Genomic DNA, 16,896 nt, shown 5'->3' with positions numbered 1-16,896 from the left:
TTCCTTTTTGCGCGTATCGAAAGATACGCTGCTCTGCAAAACTTTTTCCATTGGCGCAAACTTTTTCTCCGTCTTCTCCGTCTAACAGACAGAACCAACAGAAAGGACCATGCACGTGTCAAAGATCCGTGAAACACAATTGACGACATTTCTTGTGGAAGACCAGGCGCGGTTTTACCGTCTGGCGTATAGCTATCTGCACAGCAGGGAAGAGGCTCTGGACGCGGTACAGACCGCTGTCTGCAGGGCACTGGAAAAGCAGGAAAGCCTGAAGGACGCCGACGCCATGCGCACCTGGTTTTACCGCATTCTGGTCAACGTGTGTACAGACCTGCTCCGCCAGCGGAAGCGGGTGACCCTGGTGAAGCCGGAAGAACTGGATGCGGGCAGCTATGAGGACCCGCTGCCGGAGGACGGCTCCCTGGCCCGCAGGGTGGATGCCCTGCCGCCGGAGATCGCCGCCGTCATCCGCCTGCGGTTTTACGAGGAGCTGTCGCTTCAGGAGATCAGTGCAGTTGTGAACTGCCCGCTGAGCACGGTGAAGACCCGTTTGTACACCGGCCTGAAAAAATTGCGTATCCAATTGGAAGGAGAAGAATGATGAACGAGTTCAAACGTGCGAAAGAGGAATATGAGTCCACTCCCATCCCTGCGGAGCTGGAGGACCGTGTCCGGGCAGGCATCCGGCAGGGAAAAGCCAACCGGGCCCGCCGGGGCTGGGGCCGCCGTCTGGGCACGGTGGCTGCCTGCTTCGTGGTGATGTTTGGCGTGCTGAACCTGTCGCCCACCGTGGCGGCGGCCGCCGCCGATTTTCCGGTGCTGGGTGGACTGTTCCAGGTGCTGACAGTCCGCAGCTTCACCGACGAGAATGGAGACCGCACGGTGGAGGTGGAGCAGCCTGCTATCCAGGGCGGCGGCGCCTTTGCCCAGCAGGTCAACGAGGAGATCCGGAAGCGGGTGGATACCAAGACCGCTGAGGGCGAGCAGCTGGTGGCGGAGTACAAGGAGGCATTCCTGGCCACCGGCGGCACCCAGGAGGAATGGGAGCAGCACAACCTTGCTGTCAGCGTCACCTATGACATCAAGTCCCAGACGGAGACTGTGGTCTCCTTCCTGGTGGAATCCGATGTGTCCTTCACCGGGGCTAACTGGGAGCGGACCTACTATAATCTGGACCTGGCCGCCGAAAAGGAACTGACCCTGGCGGATGTGCTGGGGAAGGACTGGGTGACCGTCTGCAACGACGCCATCAGGGAGCAGATGGCAGCGGCGGAGGACCCCGCTGTGTACTTTGCCGCCGACCAGGGTGGCTTCACCACAGTGGATGAGACCACCCAGTTCTATCTGAATGAAGCGGGCGATCCCGTGGTGGTGTTCCCGCCCTACACTGTGGCGCCCGGTGCCATGGGGTACGTGGAGTTCCCCATCGGGCAGTAAGGAAGGGGGCTGGGGGAAAACTTGGCTTACTTTCTTCATCCGCCGACGGCGAATGAAGAAATACAAATCATTTTTGTCAAGACACCCTCCAGAGGGGCTTCTCTTGCCCTTTGCGGGGCAATTCACCTTCTGCGCCCGACAAAAATACCCTGATGAGGGGATTCGGAAAAGAAAAAAGAGATGCGGAGCCGAAGCTCCGCATCTCTTTTTTCTTTTCGTCTAAGAGGGACAAGTATCCCTTGGAATCATTACACCAAGCCCTGGGCCAGCATGGCGTCAACGACCTTCTTGAAGCCGGCGATGTTGGCGCCGACCACCAGGTCACCGGGAGCGCCGCACTCTTCAGCGGCGTTGTAGATATTGTGGAAGATGTTGACCATGATCTCCTGCAGCTTGCTGTCGACCTCCTCGAAGGTCCAGCCATAGCGCATGCTGTTCTGGCTCATCTCCAGAGCGCTGGTAGCCACGCCGCCGGCATTGGCAGCCTTGGCAGGAGCAAATAGCAGACCCGCATCCTGGAAAATGCGGATGGCCTCGGGACGGGAGGGCATGTTGGCGCCCTCAGCCACAGCAATGGCGCCGCCCTTGACAATGCTCTTGGCAGCCTCTGCATCGATCTCGTTCTGAGTGGCGCAGGGCAGGGCGATGTCACAGGGAATGCTCCAGATACCGCGGAAGCCCTCGGTATAGGTGCTGCCGGGGACACGGTCCACATACTCCTTGATGCGGCCACGGTGCCCCAGCTTGATGTCCTTCACGATATCCAGCTTGAGGCCGTTGGGATCGTGGATATAGCCGTTGGAGTCGCTGAGAGCCACGACCTTGCCGCCCAACTGGGTGGCCTTTTCAGTGGCGAAGATAGCCACGTTGCCGGAACCGGAGATGACCACGGTCTTGCCCTCAAAGCTCTCGTTCTTCATGCACTTGAGCATTTCCTGGGTCAGGTAGCACAGGCCGTAGCCGGTAGCCTCGGTACGGGCCAGGGAGCCGCCGAAGGTCAGGCCCTTGCCGGTCAGCACGCCGCCCTCATAGCGGTCGCGGATGCGGCGGTACTGGCCGAACAGATAGCCGACCTCACGGCCGCCCACGCCGATGTCGCCGGCAGGCACGTCGGTGAACTGGCCGATGTGACGATAGAGCTCGGTCATAAAGCTCTGGCAGAAGCGCATGACCTCCGCGTCGCTCTTGCTCTTGGGATCAAAGTCGCTGCCGCCCTTGGCACCGCCGATGGGCAGGCCGGTCAGGCTGTTCTTCAGGATCTGCTCAAAGCCCAGGAACTTCAGAATGGACAGGTTGACAGTGGGATGGAACCGCAGGCCGCCTTTGTAAGGGCCAATGGCGGAGTTGAACTGGACACGGTAGCCGCGGTTCACGTGGACCTTGCCGTTGTCATCCACCCAGGGCACCCGGAAGCAGATCATACGGTCGGGCTCCACGAAGGACTCGATGATGCCGTGCTCCTGATACTCAGGATGCTGGTCGATGATGAGGTCGATGCTCTCCAGGACCTCCAGAACGGCCTGGTGGAACTCCTTCTGGTCGGGGTCACGGGTCACGACCTGGGTATAGACGTTTTGCAGGTATTCGCTCTTCAACATGCTGATCGTCCCTTCTTCTTTTGGTGTTTAACGTGGTAAACTCACATCTTTGCATTACTAAGAATATAAGAAAACCACACCACTCCACAAGATAGAAATTTCCTAAAATCTAAAAAGAATAAACAAACGATTTCCTGCATATTTTACAAAAAATTCGACACCTTTTTCCGGGGAGGACAAAGGTGTCGAATTTTGTTTTTCATCGAGGTACTACCTCTGGGCGCTCAACGGGGCTCCATGGCCTGCCGCAGCCGGTCGGTGACGGTGCCCTCGAAGAGGCGATCGCCGTGAATGTGGAGGGTCTCCAAAGCCCCGGCCGCCATGGTGCAGGGAATATTGCCGCCCATGGAGAGGTCCATGTCCAGGACAAACTTCAGCTCGTTGTCCTGGGGGGCGTTGGGGGCCTTGTTCTGGATCCGGGCCAGCCCCGCGTGGATCTTGGCGCGGCAGCTGTTGTCCAGCTTCAGCTGCAGGTCCGTGCCCAGAGCCAGACAGTCCTCCTCCCGCAGGTCCGGCTCCGCCAGAGCGCCGGCGTAGGCGGGGGCGAACAGCTCCGCCCAGGACACCTCCTCCAGTCCCAGCCGGGCACGGGAGAAGAAATTTACATACCGCAGTCCCACTCTTTGGAAATAGGCGGGCTTGTAGATCTGGATAAAGGCCGCCAGGGCCTTGTCCAGATGGTGGGCAAAGTCCTCCCAGCCGGGATAGCCCAAGGTGGAAAGAGCAATGAAATCCTTGGTGAGGTTCAGCTTCCAGCGGCCATCGGTGGAGAGAAAGTGGTAGTTGGTAATGGGGGCCTGCTGTTCTACCTGCATGTTGGGACCACCCACGCCGGTGATTTTGGGCGCGGGCACATCCTGACGGCGGGCGTACTGGGGGAAGACATCGCGGATGGCCTCCTGAAAATCGGCGGGCTCCACGTTGTTGATGGTGAGGATGGTGGGGAAGCGCAACTGACAGATGACCTCGTGAGCCGGCGCCTTTCCATAATGGGTCCTGGGACGGTCAGAAAACAGCATAGGACATGCTCCTTTGCAACGATTTGATGTCCCTATTGTAGCCGTCGGGCCTGAAAATGTCAAATAGCAGGGGCGCCCCGCCGCGTCCTCACAGGTAAAACCGATGACAGCCGATGGTCTTGTAGTACGTCCGGTTGGCGTTGATCCACGTCCCTTGGGAGAGGGCGGGGGCGTAAAAATACAGGGCCTTCCCAATGACCTGTTCCCCCGCCAGTACCCGCCGGGCGGCCTCCACCGATTGGGCGGTGGGGGTCTTGTAGACGGTGCCGTTGGACACCGGCTCAAACTGGACGCCGTCCACCTTGTCGAAGATGACACCGGGGACGGTGTCCGGGAACTCCCGGCTGGCCACCCGGTTCAGCACCACATTGCCCACAGCGATCTGGCCCTCCATAGACTCGCCGCAACTTTCGGCGCTGATGATGCGGGAAAGCCAGTACAGGTCCGCCGCGTCATGCTCCGCTCCGGCGGAGGTGACGGCAGCGCCGGACATCCAGGGGTCCCACGCCGCGCTGCCGCCCAGGGCCTCGCTTACCATCCGCAGGGGCACGTAGGTCCGCCCGTTCCGGACCGTCACCTGGGCGGAATAGCTTCTGCCGTTCACGGTGACGGTGTTTTCTGCCGGGTCCGCTGCGATACGGGTTTTGCCGGAGACGGCCACCGCCGCCTGTGCCTGACTGTCCCAGGAGACCGTCCAGCCGCCCATGGCGTCCAGGAGATACCGCAGGGGCGTGTATGTAACGCCGTCCTCCAGATAGGAGGACCCGGCCAGACGGGTGCCGTCCACCTGCACCGGCACGGTCCGGGCCGCCTGGGCCGGGAGGGCCAGGGCGGCAGCTGCCAATAATCCGCACAGCGCTTCCTTTTTCATTTGATTTCTTCCTTTCTGTGGAGTTTTCACCTGAAAAGCATACCGAAAACCAGGGGCAGGAAGCAACCCTCAAAACCTGGTATCCGTGCCAGCATTCACCAGACCTATTGACAATATCGTGAAACGATATTATACTGACAATAGATGATATCGTAAAACGATATTGGAGGGCGAGCCATGGCAAAGGAACCGTTGAAGGTACTGACAGAGAGCATGTTTTATGTCTTGCTGAGCCTGCTGCGGCAGGAGCGGTGCGGCACGGAGATCGTGCAGTTCGTGGACGACACCACGGCGGGCCGGGTGCCCCTGGGCCCGGGGACGCTGTATACCATTCTGGGAAAATTCCAGGAAGAGGGTCTCATCCGGGAGACAGCGGTGGAGGGCCGCAAGCGGACCTACGCCATCACAGACCGGGGCCGGGCCCTGTTCCGTCAGGAGCTTTCCAGATTGAAGCTGTGCGTCGCCGACGGCGACCGGGAGGAGGATGGACGATGAAAAAGCAGAAGCGGACCCTGCGGCCCCTGGAACTGTGGAACCCCGGAGCTATTGAGAAGTGGTTGGAGGATGAAGCTGCCAATGGCTGGCAGCTGACAGACTGCGGCCGGGTGCTGGCCACCTTCAAGGCTGTGAAGCCGGGGACATACCGGGTGCGTCTCCGGCCCCAGCGGCCCGAAACGCCGGAGGCCCGCCGGGAGCGGGGAGTGGCCTGGCGGGAAATGGGCTGGGACTGCACCGCTGTCATCATGGGTGATGACGATTATGACTGCGAAGTGTTTTACTGCGGCGATCCGGCGGTCCCGGAGCTGGACACGGATCCGGTGGCTTATGGTTGGGCCTGGGAAAAGCCCCTGCGCCACAGCTGGCGGATGGCCTGGGTGATGCTGGGGTTGCTGGCGGTGCTGCCCCTGGTGCTGAGCGTACTGGCTCCCGGCAGGTCGATGCTGGAAGTCCTGCTGCGTCAAAACCTGTTCTGGCTGCTCTGGTTGGTGGTCGCTGTCCTCCTTGGCATCGTGATGCTCCGGCGACTGTGGGATCTGCGGCGGATGCGGCGTGAGCTGGCGGCGGGCATGGTGCCTGACCCCGGCAGCTGGCAGCGGGACCGCCGGTGGCAGCAGGCGGTGATCGTGCTGCTGTTGCTGTTCTGGTTCCTGTGGTGGTTCAGCAGCGCGGTTCCGTTCTTGCAGGGGGAGCCGGATATCGGCAGCCTGCCCTATACCGCTCCCGTGGAGCTGATGGAGGGCACGGACAAGGCTTACTGGGAATTTGAAGTTGACAACTATCTCTACCGGAGCACTCCTCTGGCTCCTGACCGCTTCAGCATCCAGTACCGGGGCGAACAGGGCGAGCATGTCCGGAACGTCGCTGACCGTCTGCGGTTTGAGGCTCTGGCAAAGGCGCTGTACAGGGAGCGGGCAGCGGACTTCCGAAAGGATCACCCGGACGCCGAGGAAACAACGGTGGAAAACGACGCCTTCGACCAGGCGGTCTTATTGGCGGAGGGCGACTGTCAGCTGTTCCTGGCCCGGTCGGGAAAGGTGGTCTGCGCCCTGTGGGTGGATTTTCCGACGGACCTGGACAGCGCCATCGAAGCTGTGGCTGACAGTTTGGCGGAGTAAAGGAGAAATCTGTATGATAGACATTGTGCCTATTTTTGTTTTTGATGTCTCTGCCCAGCCAGGCGAAGCGGCTTGCGGAGAGTGTCCTGGTGGCCTCGGGGAAGGGTTGATCCGGCCTGGCTCCGGCTGATGGTCAGCCCGGCCCGTTACCGCATAGACTGAAAACGGGAGGTGGGCACATGGACGCATTGGAACAGACCACAGCCATCCATGCCCTGGCACTGTCACTGGCAAAGGAACTGAGCCGGGAGGATGCCTCCCGGCTGGGCCTGCTGTTGATCCAGCTGGGGACCACCCTGGAAACCATTGTGGGCTTGGAAGAACTGAACAGCGGCGGGCCGGCGGAAGTACTGAACGTCTGAGAAAACCGGCCTCTCCACGCAGCGTTTGCTGTGCGGCAGGGGCCGGTTTGGTATACTGAAGTTTGAAGAGCGGACAGTTGAAAACGGATGAAGGAGATGAAGCAGATGGGAAACCCCTGGGAGACCGTCTCACTGGATGACTACGAAAACCATATGAAGCTGGATTCGGTCCGGCAGCTGCAAACCATGAACCAGCTCATAGCGGACCAGTTTACCCGCTATCCCGTCAGAAACGCCATGGTGCTGGGGGTGGCGGGCGGAAACGGCCTGGAGCATGTGGACCCGGAGCGACTGGAGACAGTGTATGGTGTAGACCTGAATCAGGAGTATCTGGCTGCCTGTGCCGCCCGATATCCACATTTGACAGAGACACTGCGGCTGGTGGAAGCTGATTTGACGGCAGCAGAGCCGGACCTTCCTCCGGCAGAGATGGTGATTGCCAACCTTCTGGTGGAGTACATCGGCTATCCCTGCTTCCAACGGGTGCTTCAGAAAGTGTTTCCCGAGTACGTTTCTTGCGTCATTCAGATCAACACGGACGAGGGCTTCGTATCAGATTCTCCCTATATTCATGCCTTTGACGGCCTGGGTAGTATCCACCATCAAATGGAAGAGGAAGCCTTGACGGAGTATCTGGCTGCCATTGGGTATATGCTGAATTATAGAGAAGAATGTCCACTGCCAAATGGGAAAAAGCTGGTCCGGATGGATTATGTCAGATCATAAAGAAATTCCCCGCACATCATCTGATGTGCGGGGAATGGTACTTTTATGCCAGCTTTTTCTGCAGCTGTTTCGCGATAGCGTCCAGGAATGCCTGACTGTTGACAGCGGTGGCCTGGAAGCCGGGCTCCACCAGGCCCACCAGGTCCTTCGTCATAATGCCTGCGTTCAGGGTATCGAAGCAGGCTTCCTCCAGCTTTTCACCGAAGCTCACAAGGTCCTCCAGACCGTCCAGCTGACCCCGCTTCTTCAGGGCACCGGACCAGGCGAAGATGGTGGCCATGGGGTTGGTGGAGGTCTCCTCCCCCTTCAGGTACTTGTAGTAGTGGCGGGTGACGGTGCCGTGGGCGGCCTCAAACTCGGTGGTGCCGTCGGGGGCCACCAGCACGGAAGTCATCATGGCAAGGCTGCCGAAGGCGGTGGACACCATGTCGCTCATGACGTCGCCGTCGTAGTTCTTGCAGGCCCAGATGTAGCCGCCCTCGCTGCGGATGACCCGGGCCACGGCGTCGTCGATCAACGTGTAGAAGTAGGTGATGCCCAGTTCGTTGAACTTGGCCTTGTAGGCTTCAAACTCCTCTTCAAAGATGCGCTTGAAAGCGCCGTCGTAGACCTTGGCGATGGTGTCCTTGGTGGAGAACCACAGATCCTGCTTGGTGTCCACAGCGTACTGGAAGCAGGCCCTGGCAAAGGAACGGATGGAGCTTTCCTTGTTGTGGGCACCCTGCCACACGGCAGGGCCGTCCACTTTCTGGACGGTGAGGGTCTTGGTCTCGCCGCTCTTTCCGGTGAAGGTCAAGGTGGCGGTGCCGGGTTCCGTGGTCTCCATGTCCACGGCCTTGTACACGTCGCCGTAGGCGTGACGGGCAATGGTGATGGGCTTCTTCCAGTTCTTTACCACGGGCTTCACGGCGTCGATGCAGATGGGGGTGCGGAACACGGTGCCGTCCAGGATAGAGCGGATGGTGCCGTTGGGGGACTTCCACATCTCCGTCAGCTGGGGATATTCTTCCATGCGTTGACGGTTGGGGGTGATGGTAGCGCACTTGACGGCAACGCCGTATTTCTTGGTGGCATTGGCAGCGTCCACGGTCACCTGGTCCTTTGTTTCGTTGCGGTGCAGCAGCCCCAGGTCGTAGTATTCTGTTTTCAGATCCACAAAGGGCAGGATCAGTGTCTCCTTGATCATGGCCCACAGGATGCGGGTCATCTCGTCGCCGTCCATCTCCACCAGGGGAGTGGTCATTTTGATTTTTTCCATAGAAGCCTCCAAAGTTTTCCCGTTAAGAACGCTTGGCGTAGTAATTCATCAGGCATCCGTCCAGGATGATCTCCTTCTCGTCCGCCGTCAGGCCGCGGACGTGGAGCAGCAGGTCCTCCACGGTGCCGTTGGTCCGGATGACCTTGGCGGGGATATCCTCCATGCCCTCCTCGATGGCCTTGCGGATGCCGGGGACAAACACGCAGTCGCCATTCTCATATGTAAAGGGAATTTCCTTGTCAATGGTAAAGGGTAGGATACCCCAGTTGATGCAGTTGGAGCGGTAGCGCTTGGTGGCAAATTCATAGCAGATGTTGGCAAAGCCGCCCAACACCTTCTGGCAGCTGGCCGCCTGCTCCCGGGCAGAGCCGTCGCCGGGCTTGTTGGCGAAAACACAGGAACCGAACTGGGTAGTCTCCATGAGGGCTTCGCCGTCGCCCACCTTGTCCAGAATGGATTTTAACTGTAAAGGCTTTTTACCTGCCAGACGGACAGCTTCCACCTCTGCCACCGCTTTGGCCCGGCCCACATAGGCGGGCTCCCGGCGGGAGAGGGTGAACTCCGCCAGCCGCAGGGGATTGGAGCGGTAGGAAGAGGTCTCACCGGAGGGAATCAGCTCGTCGGTGGTGGTGACGGGGTCGTGCAGCACGGCTGCCAGCTCCACCAGCAGGTTTTCCGCCAAGGGCTGCATCTTGGGCCAGTCGGTAATGTTGGGACCCATGATCAGCTCCACGCTGGGGTCTGCCTTGCCGAAGCCGTAATACAGGCGGCGGTCGTAAACGCCCTTGTCGAAGTGGTACTCGTGGTGAACAGGGGTGTAGTCCACGTCGGTGGCGGCGGTGATCCTGCCGCCGTTCCGGGCCGTGGCGGCGATGGACCGGGCGTCCATCAGGCACACGCCGGCGAACTGGCCCTCGCCGGGCTTGGAGCCCTCCCGGTTGGGGAAGTTGCGGGTGGTGTGCCGCAGGCTCAGACCGTTGTGGGAGGGCACGTCTCCCGCACCGAAGCAGGGGCCGCAGAAGCTGGGCTTGATGACGGCGCCTGCCTCCAGCAGCGCGGCGGTGGCACCGGTTTTCGTCAGCTCCAGACTGACGGGCACACTGGTGGGATACACGTCCAGGGTGAAGTAGCCGTTGCCGCAGCTTCCGCCCCGCAGGATGTCCGCCGCCTCGTCGATGTTGTCGAACAGGCCGCCGGCGCAGCCGGCGATGACGCCCTGGTCTGCCCAGACGCCGCCGTCGTGAATTTTGTTCATCAGGCTGATCTTGGCCTTGGGGAAGCGCTTCTGCGCGTCAGACTCCAGGTTTGCCAGAATCTCCTCCGCATTCTCCAGGAACTCGTGGATGGTCCAGGCGTTGGAGGGATGGAAGGGCAAGGCAATCATAGATTCAATCTTGCTGAGGTCCAGCTCGATGCACTTGTCGTAGTAAGCGTTCTGACCGGGATGCAGCTCCCGGTAATCCTCCGGACGCTGGTGGGCCTGATAGAAGCCCTGGGTGACCCCGTCGGTCTCCCAGATGGAGGAAAGACAGGTGGTCTCGGTGGTCATCACGTCGATGCCGTTGCGGAAGTCGATGGGCAGGCTGGCAATGCCGGGGCCGGCGAATTCCAGCACGCAGTTGTTGACGAAGCCGCTGGCAAAGGTGGCCTTCACCAGGGCAATGGCCACGTCGTGGGGGCCGATGCCGTGTCTGGGGGCGCCGGTCAGGTACACCAGTACCACCTTGGGATACTTTACGTCCCAGGTGTTTTTCAACAGCTGCTTGGCCAGCTCCGGGCCGCCTTCGCCCACGGCCATGGTGCCTAGGGCGCCGTAGCGGGTGTGGGAGTCGGAGCCCAGGATCATGGCGCCGCACTTTGCCATCTGCTCCCGGCCGTAGGAGTGGATGACGCTCTGGTTGGCGGGGACGTAAATGCCGCCGTACTTCTTGGCGGCGGACAGGCCGAACACATGGTCGTCCTCATTGATGGTACCGCCCACGGCGCAGAGACTGTTGTGACAGTTGGTCAGGGCGTAGGGAATGGGGAATTCTTTCATGCCGGAGGCCCGGGCCTGCTGGATGATGCCCACGTAGGTGATGTCGTGGGACAGCATAGCGTCGAACCGAATCTTCAGATTGTCAGGATCGCCGCTGGTGTTGTGGGCCTGTAAGATGTTCCAGGCCATGGTCTGCCGGCGGCCCTCCTCCGGGGAGACGGGCGCCTGGGCGCTGAGAGCGCCGTTCACCAGAAAAATGCCTTCATCGTGTAACGTCATCATGGAGAGTCCTCCTGTGGTCCCGGCCGGGCCGGAATTTTCTTGCCCATCAATATACCACAGTTTCAAAAGATTGGAAAGAAATCTTGCAGGAAAAGAACGATTGCCTTCCAATTTTGGCGGAGTGAACAAGAACAAAGTAGTTTTTCCCGGGAAAGCAAGGCAGGTTTACGGGGTGAATTTGCAAGTTTATGCTCATGTTCTGCATAAGAAACCGACCGGAAAAACAGCTCAACGGAGCGTTGCTTGCCAAAGCGAAAATCTTGGGGTATGCTGATAAGCGAGGTGAGAACATGGACAGCAAACAGATCGGAGAGCTGCTGGCGCGGCTGCGGAAGGAGCGGGGAATGACCCAGAATCAGGTGGCGGAGGCGCTGCACGTCAGCCCCCAGGCCGTCAGCAAATGGGAGCGGGGCAAAGGATGCCCGGATATCAGCTTGCTGCCGGCGCTCTCCTCCATTTTTGGTGTGGCTCTGAGGCGCCTGCTGATGGGCGACCTGGCCCCCGAGAAAACAGAGGTTGGAAATATGCGAAGACTGAAATTTTATGTGTGCCCGGACTGCGGCAACATCCTCACGGCCACCGGCGGCGGGGAAATCCACTGCTGCGGCCGGAAGCTGGAGCCCTTGCAGGCCCGGCCCGCCGACGAGGCCCACACCGCCACGGTGCGGGAGATCGAGGAGGACTGGTACGTCACCTTCTCCCATCCCATGGAGAAGGACCACTACTTCCGCTTTGCCGCCTACGTGGCCACGGAGCGGGTGCTGCTGGTGCGGCTGTACCCGGAGCAGGGCGGTGAGTTCCGTATCCCCCAGCTGCGGGGCGGCGGAAAGCTGTATCTCTGCTGCAGCCGGGACGGGCTGTTCGAGGTGAAGATCTAAAAAAACGACCGCCATCGGCGGTCGTTTTTTTGAACCATCAGGCTTTTTTGCGGTGGGCCATCAATACCAGCAATGCCAGCGTGGCGGCGCAGACGCCTAGCTTCCAGCCAAAAGAGGGCAGGCCCTGGACCAGAATTACCAGGATCAGGAGAGGCAGAATGACGGAGAAATAGACCTGCAGGGCCTTTTTGGCAGTACCGCTCTCCGGCAGCTTCAGGCCGGAGCCGGTGTTGGCCTCCGCCAGGTACTTGTCGAAGCCCCAGCCCCATTTGGTGACGCAGAACAGCAGATACACCAGAGAGCCGATGGGCAGCAGCAGATTGCTGACGATGAAGTCCTCGCTGTCCAGCACGTCCTTGCCCAGGAAGGGGTGGAAGCCGCTCCACAGGTTGTAGCCCAGCACACAGGGCAGGCTGGCGATCAGGATGAACACGCAGTTCACCAGAGCTGCCTTTTTCCGGGTCCAGCCAAAATTGTCGATGCAGTTGGCCAGCAGGTTTTCGAACACGGCGATGACGGTGGTGAAGCTGGCGAAGGTCATGAACAGGAAGAACAGGGAACCCCACAGGCGGCCTAAGGGCATATTGGCGAAGACCTTGGGCAGGGTCATAAAGATCAGGGAGGGGCCGGCGTCGGGCTGGACGCTGAAGCTGAAGCAGGCGGGGAAGATGATCAGGCCGCTCATCAGGGCCACGAAGGTGTCCAGACAGCAGATGCGGACGGACTCTCCGGTAAGGGTGTGGTCCCGGGTCATGTAGCTGCCGAAGATCTCCATGGCGGCGATGCCCAGGCTCAGGGTGAAGAAGGCCTGGTTCATGGCGGCGGTGATGACACTGCCAAGGCCCGCCTCCATAGCCCGACCAAAGTCAGGCAGCAGGTAGAACTTCAGACCTTCCATACCGCCCTCCAGAGTCAGGCTGTGGATCGCCAGCACCACCATCAGCACCAGCAGGCAGAGCATCATGACCTTGGAGATGCGCTCCAGGCCCTTCTGCAGGCCGAAGCTGACCACCAGGAAGCCCGCCAGCACCACCAGTACCATCCAGAGGGTCATTTCGCCGGGATTGCCCAGCATGGCGCCGAACACGCCGTCGATGGCGTCCCCTGCCAGACCGGAGAAGGAGCCGCCCAGATACTTGAAGAAGTACCCCAGCATCCATCCGGCCACAGTGGTGTAGTACATCATCAGCAGGTAGCAGCCAATGACGCAGAACCAGCCGTGGAGGTGCCATTTGCTGCCCTGGGGCTCCAGAGCCTTGTAGCTCAGCACGGCGCTCTGGCGGCTGGCCCGGCCCACGGCCAGCTCCATGGTCAGGATGGGTACACCCATCAGGATCAGGGACAGCAGATAGCACAGCACGAACACGCCGCCGCCGTTGGCACCGGTGATGTAGGGAAATTTCCAGACATTGCCGATGCCGATGGCGCAGCCGGCGCTCACCAGGATAAAGCCAAGCCGGGATTGGAAGTTTTCGCGTTTCATGGGAAGGTCTCCTTTTCTCTTTAAACAGATAAAGCCGAAGCGGCTGAAACAATGCCCGCTCGGCTTCGGGCTTTTTTATGGTACTGGATAAAGATAAGAAAGTCAACGGGTTTTCCTTGAAAAAACACACTTCCATCCAGTAATATCCGATAATAGTATCAGAAAAACTGATACTGCGACAAGAGACTGCCGAAAGTGACGACCTGAATTGCATTTTGGCATCCCATGAGAGTGAAAAGACCACACAGCGCAGCAGGAGACCCGGAGCATAGCTCTGGGTCTCCTGCTGCATATGGGTTTCATTTCACTTCGGGCTGCGGCGAAGGCTCAGGCAGCCTTGGTGGTCGCAGCGGGGACCACCTTCTGGCAGAAGTTGGCCAGGAACTCCGCCACCTGATAGCGCAGGGCGGGAGCGGTGGGGGTCAGGGTCTTCTCGGCCACCAGCACGCCGGAGCCGCAGGCCCACTGCATGGCGGGGATGAAAACCTCGCTCACCTGGGCCACGTCCTCATAGGAGAGAATGTTGGTGTTCTCACCCACAGAGACGTCGTAGCCCATAAACTTGGCATAGCGGTACAGAATGGTCAGGAACTGCTGACGGGAGATGGCCTGGTTGGGTGCGAAGGTGGTGGGGGTATAGCCGTTGGTCAGGCCGTTTTCAGCGGCCCAGGCGATGGCCTTGCGGAAGGGAGAATTGGCGGCCACATCGCCGAAGGGGCAATCGGCCTTGGGCTCGGGAGAGCCGTTCATCCGCCACAGGACGGTGACCATCTGGCCCCGGGTCAGGGTGTTGTTGGGACCGAAGGTGGTCTCGGTAAAGCCCTTGAAGATGTTGTTTTCATAGACGAATTTCAGTGCGTCGTAATAAGAGGCACCGGCGGGAACATCGGTGAAAGGCAGACCCTCAATGATGGTGATGCGGCCGGCGGGGGTGCCGTAATCCGCTGCCGTGACCTTACCGTTCAGTTCCTCCTTGATGTAGTCCATGACGACCTCATCCATGGGGACGCCGGTATCCACAAAACCAGCCGCATTGAAAGCGTAATAGGTGTCGCCGCCGGCGGCCATGAAGTCATTGGTGGCGATGGTATAGGTGGCCTTGGGGTCAAAGGCCCGGCCGCCAATGGACTGGATGGTCACGCGGCCCACGCTCTTGGGAGCGTGATAGGTGGAACCGGGATAGAGGTCACCGGCGTCAAAGGCCTTGGTGGTGTCCAGGGTGAACACGATGCCGGAGACATGGGGGAAGCCGCCAATGCTCTCAGGCGTGCAGTAGGTGGAGGCCTCCAGGGCTTCCAGCAGCTCCGCGCCGGTGAGCTTCACGATGCTCAGGGTGTTGCCGAAGGGCAGAACGGTGTTGATGTCCTTCTTGGTGATGTCGCCCTTGGCGATGGAAGCACGGATACCGCCGCCGTTGGTGACGGCCGCGTCCACCTTGATGCCGGCATCCTTAGCGCCCCAGACCAGGGCGTCGGTGATCAGATCGCCCAGGTTGGTCTCGTCGGTGCGGACCTGGGCCTTCGCGCCGTTCAGATCCACCTCGGTCTTGGCAAACACATTGCCATAGTCGTCGTCGATCTCCTTCTGGATGGCAGCGGCGCGGTCAGCGATGGCCTTGTCGGGGGTGACGATCAGGTCCTTGGTGGCGAACTGCATGGTCATGGCACCGTCATCGGCGATGACCACCACGCCCACGTTGTTCAGCTTGGTGCCGGTGGAGGTCAGCAGGGTATCGCCCACCATGCCGGTGTCGTCAGTTGCTTTCATGATGGCATCCAGGTCGGAGTGGGAGTGGCCGTCGATGAAGATATCAATGCCCTCCACTTCCTCCAGTAGGTCAACGGAGCGGTTTCCAGTGGACTCGGCATCGATGCCCAGGTGGCCCAGACAGACGATGATATCGCAGCCGTCGGCCTTCAGGGAATCCACCTGCGCCTGAGCACAGTCGAACATGGACTGGCCGCCCAGGAACTTCACGTCCTTGATCTTGGCGGGATTGGCTTTGGTGGCAGTCTCGGGGGTGGCCAGGCCGAAGACGCCGATCTTCACGCCGCTGGGGCTGGTGAAGGTCACATTGTCCTCAAAGGCGGTCTTGCCCTTGTACAGCACATTGGCAGCCACAACGGGGAACTTGGCCTCACCGGCCAGCTTGGCCAGGTTGGCATAGCCATAGTCGAACTCATGGTTGCCGGTGGTGACCACGTCATACCCGGCCAGATTCATCAGTTCCACGGCGGTGGCACCCTGGGAGATGCTGACCACGGGGTCGCCCTGGATGAAGTCGCCGACGTCCATCAGCAGGACATAGGCGCCCATCTTCTCATAGGTGTCTTTCAGAGCGGCCACCTTGGCATACTCCGAAATGGCACCGTGGACGTCATTGGTGTGCAGGATCACGATGGCGCCTGTCAGGTCATTGTCGTCGGTCTCCACAGCACCGGCGGTGACGGTCAGGGAAAACATCATGACCAGGGCCAGCAGCAGAGACAGCAGCTTCTTCATCTTCATTCTTCTACCTCCTTCAAAATTCGGGCTCACAGGAGCCGCCTGTTGTGGACATTATACCACATCTTTCAGAAATGAGCAGTCCCATTTTGCTGGATTTTACAAATATTTTCTATACATTTTGCAGTTCTGTGATCAAGTGTCCCGGTTTTTCACCGTCTTCACTGGAAATGCGAAGGCAATCGTGATATACTTATAAAAACCAAACATCGCAGTCAGGCGGCCACGGGCCGCAGAAATGGAGGGTGTACGATGAAAAAACTGCTGAAAGGCGGCACGGTGGTCTCCGGTACCGGGATGAAGCGGGCCGACCTGCTGATTGAAAACGAGAAGATCGTCCGCGTTGGCCGGAAGCTGGAGGCGGACCCGGATACCCAGGTGGTGGACGTGACCGGCTGTCTGCTGTTCCCCGGATTCATTGACGCCCACACCCACTTTGACCTGGATGTGTGCAACACCACCACGGCGGACGATTTTTACACCGGCAGCCGGGCGGCGCTCCGGGGCGGCACCACCACCGTCATTGACTTTGCCTGCCCCAACAAGGGAGAAAGCCTGCACTATGGCCTGCAGCTGTGGCACCAGAAGGCCGACGGCAAAACCTTCTGCGACTATGGCTTCCACATGACCATCGACGACTGGAATGAGTCCATCCGGGGTGAGCTGAAGGACATATTTGCCCAGGGCGTCTCCTCCTTCAAGATGTACATGACCTATCCGGCTATGATGATCGGCGACCGGGACATGTACTGGGCGCTGAAGGAGCTGAAAAGCCTGGGCGGTCTCTGCGGCGTCCACTGCGAGAACGCCGGGGTCATTGACGGCATGATCGCGGAGAAAAAGGCCGCCGGGGAAACGGCGCCCTCCAGCCACCCCCTGACCC

Annotated in this window: 15 protein-coding genes; 8 read left to right on the top strand and 7 right to left on the bottom strand. The window is 59.8% G+C overall.

The features are described from left to right. Positions 1 to 139 precede the first annotated feature (139 nt). Positions 140 to 601 carry an RNA polymerase sigma factor gene (locus tag JQM66_RS08855; protein WP_235229515.1) on the top strand — a complete coding sequence of 154 codons (462 nt, stop codon included), beginning with the start codon at positions 140 to 142 and terminating at the stop codon, positions 599 to 601. Beyond that, complete coding sequence (locus JQM66_RS08850) at positions 601 to 1,437, top strand: DUF3298 and DUF4163 domain-containing protein (protein WP_235229514.1); 837 nt, start codon at positions 601 to 603, stop codon at positions 1,435 to 1,437. Before JQM66_RS08855 ends, JQM66_RS08850 begins: the two co-directional genes overlap by 1 nt. A 248-nt stretch (positions 1,438 to 1,685) precedes the next feature. Here the strand turns inward: JQM66_RS08850 and gdhA are convergent, their stop codons facing one another. The 3 genes from gdhA to JQM66_RS08835 form a co-directional block, all read right to left on the bottom strand. After that, on the bottom strand, positions 1,686 to 3,035 hold the full coding sequence (gdhA, locus tag JQM66_RS08845) for an NADP-specific glutamate dehydrogenase (RefSeq protein WP_235229513.1): 1,350 nt from the start codon (positions 3,033 to 3,035) through the stop codon (positions 1,686 to 1,688). 224 nt (positions 3,036 to 3,259) lie between these two features. Then, positions 3,260 to 4,054 carry a TIGR04255 family protein gene (locus tag JQM66_RS08840; protein ID WP_235229512.1) on the bottom strand — a complete coding sequence of 265 codons (795 nt, stop codon included), beginning with the start codon at positions 4,052 to 4,054 and terminating at the stop codon, positions 3,260 to 3,262. An 88-nt stretch (positions 4,055 to 4,142) separates the two neighbouring features. Then, complete coding sequence (locus JQM66_RS08835) at positions 4,143 to 4,925, bottom strand: cell wall hydrolase (protein WP_235229511.1); 783 nt, start codon at positions 4,923 to 4,925, stop codon at positions 4,143 to 4,145. Between the two features lie 177 nt (positions 4,926 to 5,102). Between JQM66_RS08835 and JQM66_RS08830 the strand changes: the two genes are divergently transcribed. From JQM66_RS08830 to JQM66_RS08815, 4 genes are all read left to right on the top strand, one after another. Then, positions 5,103 to 5,420 carry a PadR family transcriptional regulator gene (locus JQM66_RS08830; protein WP_235229510.1) on the top strand — a complete coding sequence of 106 codons (318 nt, stop codon included), beginning with the start codon at positions 5,103 to 5,105 and terminating at the stop codon, positions 5,418 to 5,420. Next, positions 5,417 to 6,541 carry a DUF2812 domain-containing protein gene (locus tag JQM66_RS08825; protein ID WP_235229509.1) on the top strand — a complete coding sequence of 375 codons (1,125 nt, stop codon included), beginning with the start codon at positions 5,417 to 5,419 and terminating at the stop codon, positions 6,539 to 6,541. Before JQM66_RS08830 ends, JQM66_RS08825 begins: the two co-directional genes overlap by 4 nt. A 179-nt stretch (positions 6,542 to 6,720) precedes the next feature. Further along, positions 6,721 to 6,903, top strand: coding sequence for a hypothetical protein (locus JQM66_RS08820; RefSeq protein ID WP_235229508.1), 183 nt, complete (start codon positions 6,721 to 6,723; stop codon positions 6,901 to 6,903). A 96-nt stretch (positions 6,904 to 6,999) separates the two neighbouring features. Further along, positions 7,000 to 7,629 carry a class I SAM-dependent methyltransferase gene (locus tag JQM66_RS08815; RefSeq protein ID WP_328284127.1) on the top strand — a complete coding sequence of 210 codons (630 nt, stop codon included), beginning with the start codon at positions 7,000 to 7,002 and terminating at the stop codon, positions 7,627 to 7,629. Between the two features lie 43 nt (positions 7,630 to 7,672). Here the strand turns inward: JQM66_RS08815 and JQM66_RS08810 are convergent, their stop codons facing one another. Together JQM66_RS08810 and JQM66_RS08805 are read right to left on the bottom strand one after the other, a co-directional pair. Then, the gene (locus tag JQM66_RS08810) at positions 7,673 to 8,887 is read right to left on the bottom strand and encodes an NADP-dependent isocitrate dehydrogenase (protein WP_235229507.1); all 1,215 of its coding nucleotides are present in this window, start codon (positions 8,885 to 8,887) and stop codon (positions 7,673 to 7,675) included. Between the two features lie 22 nt (positions 8,888 to 8,909). Then, positions 8,910 to 11,147, bottom strand: a complete 2,238-nt coding sequence (locus JQM66_RS08805) for a hydratase (protein ID WP_235229506.1) — start codon at positions 11,145 to 11,147, stop codon at positions 8,910 to 8,912. 290 nt (positions 11,148 to 11,437) lie between these two features. On the opposite strand from JQM66_RS08805, the gene JQM66_RS08800 reads away from it, so the two are divergent. Continuing rightward, positions 11,438 to 12,025 carry a helix-turn-helix domain-containing protein gene (locus JQM66_RS08800; protein WP_235229505.1) on the top strand — a complete coding sequence of 196 codons (588 nt, stop codon included), beginning with the start codon at positions 11,438 to 11,440 and terminating at the stop codon, positions 12,023 to 12,025. Between the two features lie 37 nt (positions 12,026 to 12,062). Here JQM66_RS08800 and JQM66_RS08795 read toward each other — a convergent pair whose 3' ends face one another. Then, complete coding sequence (locus JQM66_RS08795) at positions 12,063 to 13,508, bottom strand: sodium-dependent transporter (protein ID WP_235229504.1); 1,446 nt, start codon at positions 13,506 to 13,508, stop codon at positions 12,063 to 12,065. A 327-nt stretch (positions 13,509 to 13,835) separates the two neighbouring features. Beyond that, entirely contained in the window at positions 13,836 to 16,016 is a 2,181-nt protein-coding gene (locus tag JQM66_RS08790) for a 5'-nucleotidase C-terminal domain-containing protein (RefSeq protein ID WP_235229503.1), read from the bottom strand. A 249-nt stretch (positions 16,017 to 16,265) separates the two neighbouring features. On the opposite strand from JQM66_RS08790, the gene JQM66_RS08785 reads away from it, so the two are divergent. Then, positions 16,266 to 16,896: amidohydrolase family protein (locus JQM66_RS08785; RefSeq protein ID WP_235229502.1), on the top strand; the 631-nt coding region annotated here is incomplete at its 3' end.

The organism is Oscillibacter valericigenes (genome assembly GCF_021531915.1).
Classification (GTDB): Bacteria; Bacillota; Clostridia; order Oscillospirales; family Oscillospiraceae; genus Oscillibacter; species Oscillibacter valericigenes_A.
Note: the sequence above shows the minus strand (reverse complement) of the source record. Positions and strands in the feature narration are given on the sequence as shown.

Excerpts from the sequence above, each read along its gene's own strand:
- JQM66_RS08850 (WP_235229514.1), top strand. The coding sequence starts at position 601 with ATGAACGAGTTCAAACGTGCGAAAGAGGAATATGAGTCCACTCCCATC.
- gdhA (WP_235229513.1), bottom strand. The coding sequence starts at position 3,035 with ATGTTGAAGAGCGAATACCTGCAAAACGTCTATACCCAGGTCGTGACC.
- JQM66_RS08840 (WP_235229512.1), bottom strand. The coding sequence starts at position 4,054 with ATGCTGTTTTCTGACCGTCCCAGGACCCATTATGGAAAGGCGCCGGCT.
- JQM66_RS08835 (WP_235229511.1), bottom strand. The coding sequence starts at position 4,925 with ATGAAAAAGGAAGCGCTGTGCGGATTATTGGCAGCTGCCGCCCTGGCC.
- JQM66_RS08830 (WP_235229510.1), top strand. The coding sequence starts at position 5,103 with ATGGCAAAGGAACCGTTGAAGGTACTGACAGAGAGCATGTTTTATGTC.
- JQM66_RS08825 (WP_235229509.1), top strand. The coding sequence starts at position 5,417 with ATGAAAAAGCAGAAGCGGACCCTGCGGCCCCTGGAACTGTGGAACCCC.
- JQM66_RS08820 (WP_235229508.1), top strand. The coding sequence starts at position 6,721 with ATGGACGCATTGGAACAGACCACAGCCATCCATGCCCTGGCACTGTCA.
- JQM66_RS08815 (WP_328284127.1), top strand. The coding sequence starts at position 7,000 with ATGAAGCAGATGGGAAACCCCTGGGAGACCGTCTCACTGGATGACTAC.
- JQM66_RS08810 (WP_235229507.1), bottom strand. The coding sequence starts at position 8,887 with ATGGAAAAAATCAAAATGACCACTCCCCTGGTGGAGATGGACGGCGAC.
- JQM66_RS08805 (WP_235229506.1), bottom strand. The coding sequence starts at position 11,147 with ATGATGACGTTACACGATGAAGGCATTTTTCTGGTGAACGGCGCTCTC.
- JQM66_RS08800 (WP_235229505.1), top strand. The coding sequence starts at position 11,438 with ATGGACAGCAAACAGATCGGAGAGCTGCTGGCGCGGCTGCGGAAGGAG.
- JQM66_RS08795 (WP_235229504.1), bottom strand. The coding sequence starts at position 13,508 with ATGAAACGCGAAAACTTCCAATCCCGGCTTGGCTTTATCCTGGTGAGC.
- JQM66_RS08790 (WP_235229503.1), bottom strand. The coding sequence starts at position 16,016 with ATGAAGATGAAGAAGCTGCTGTCTCTGCTGCTGGCCCTGGTCATGATG.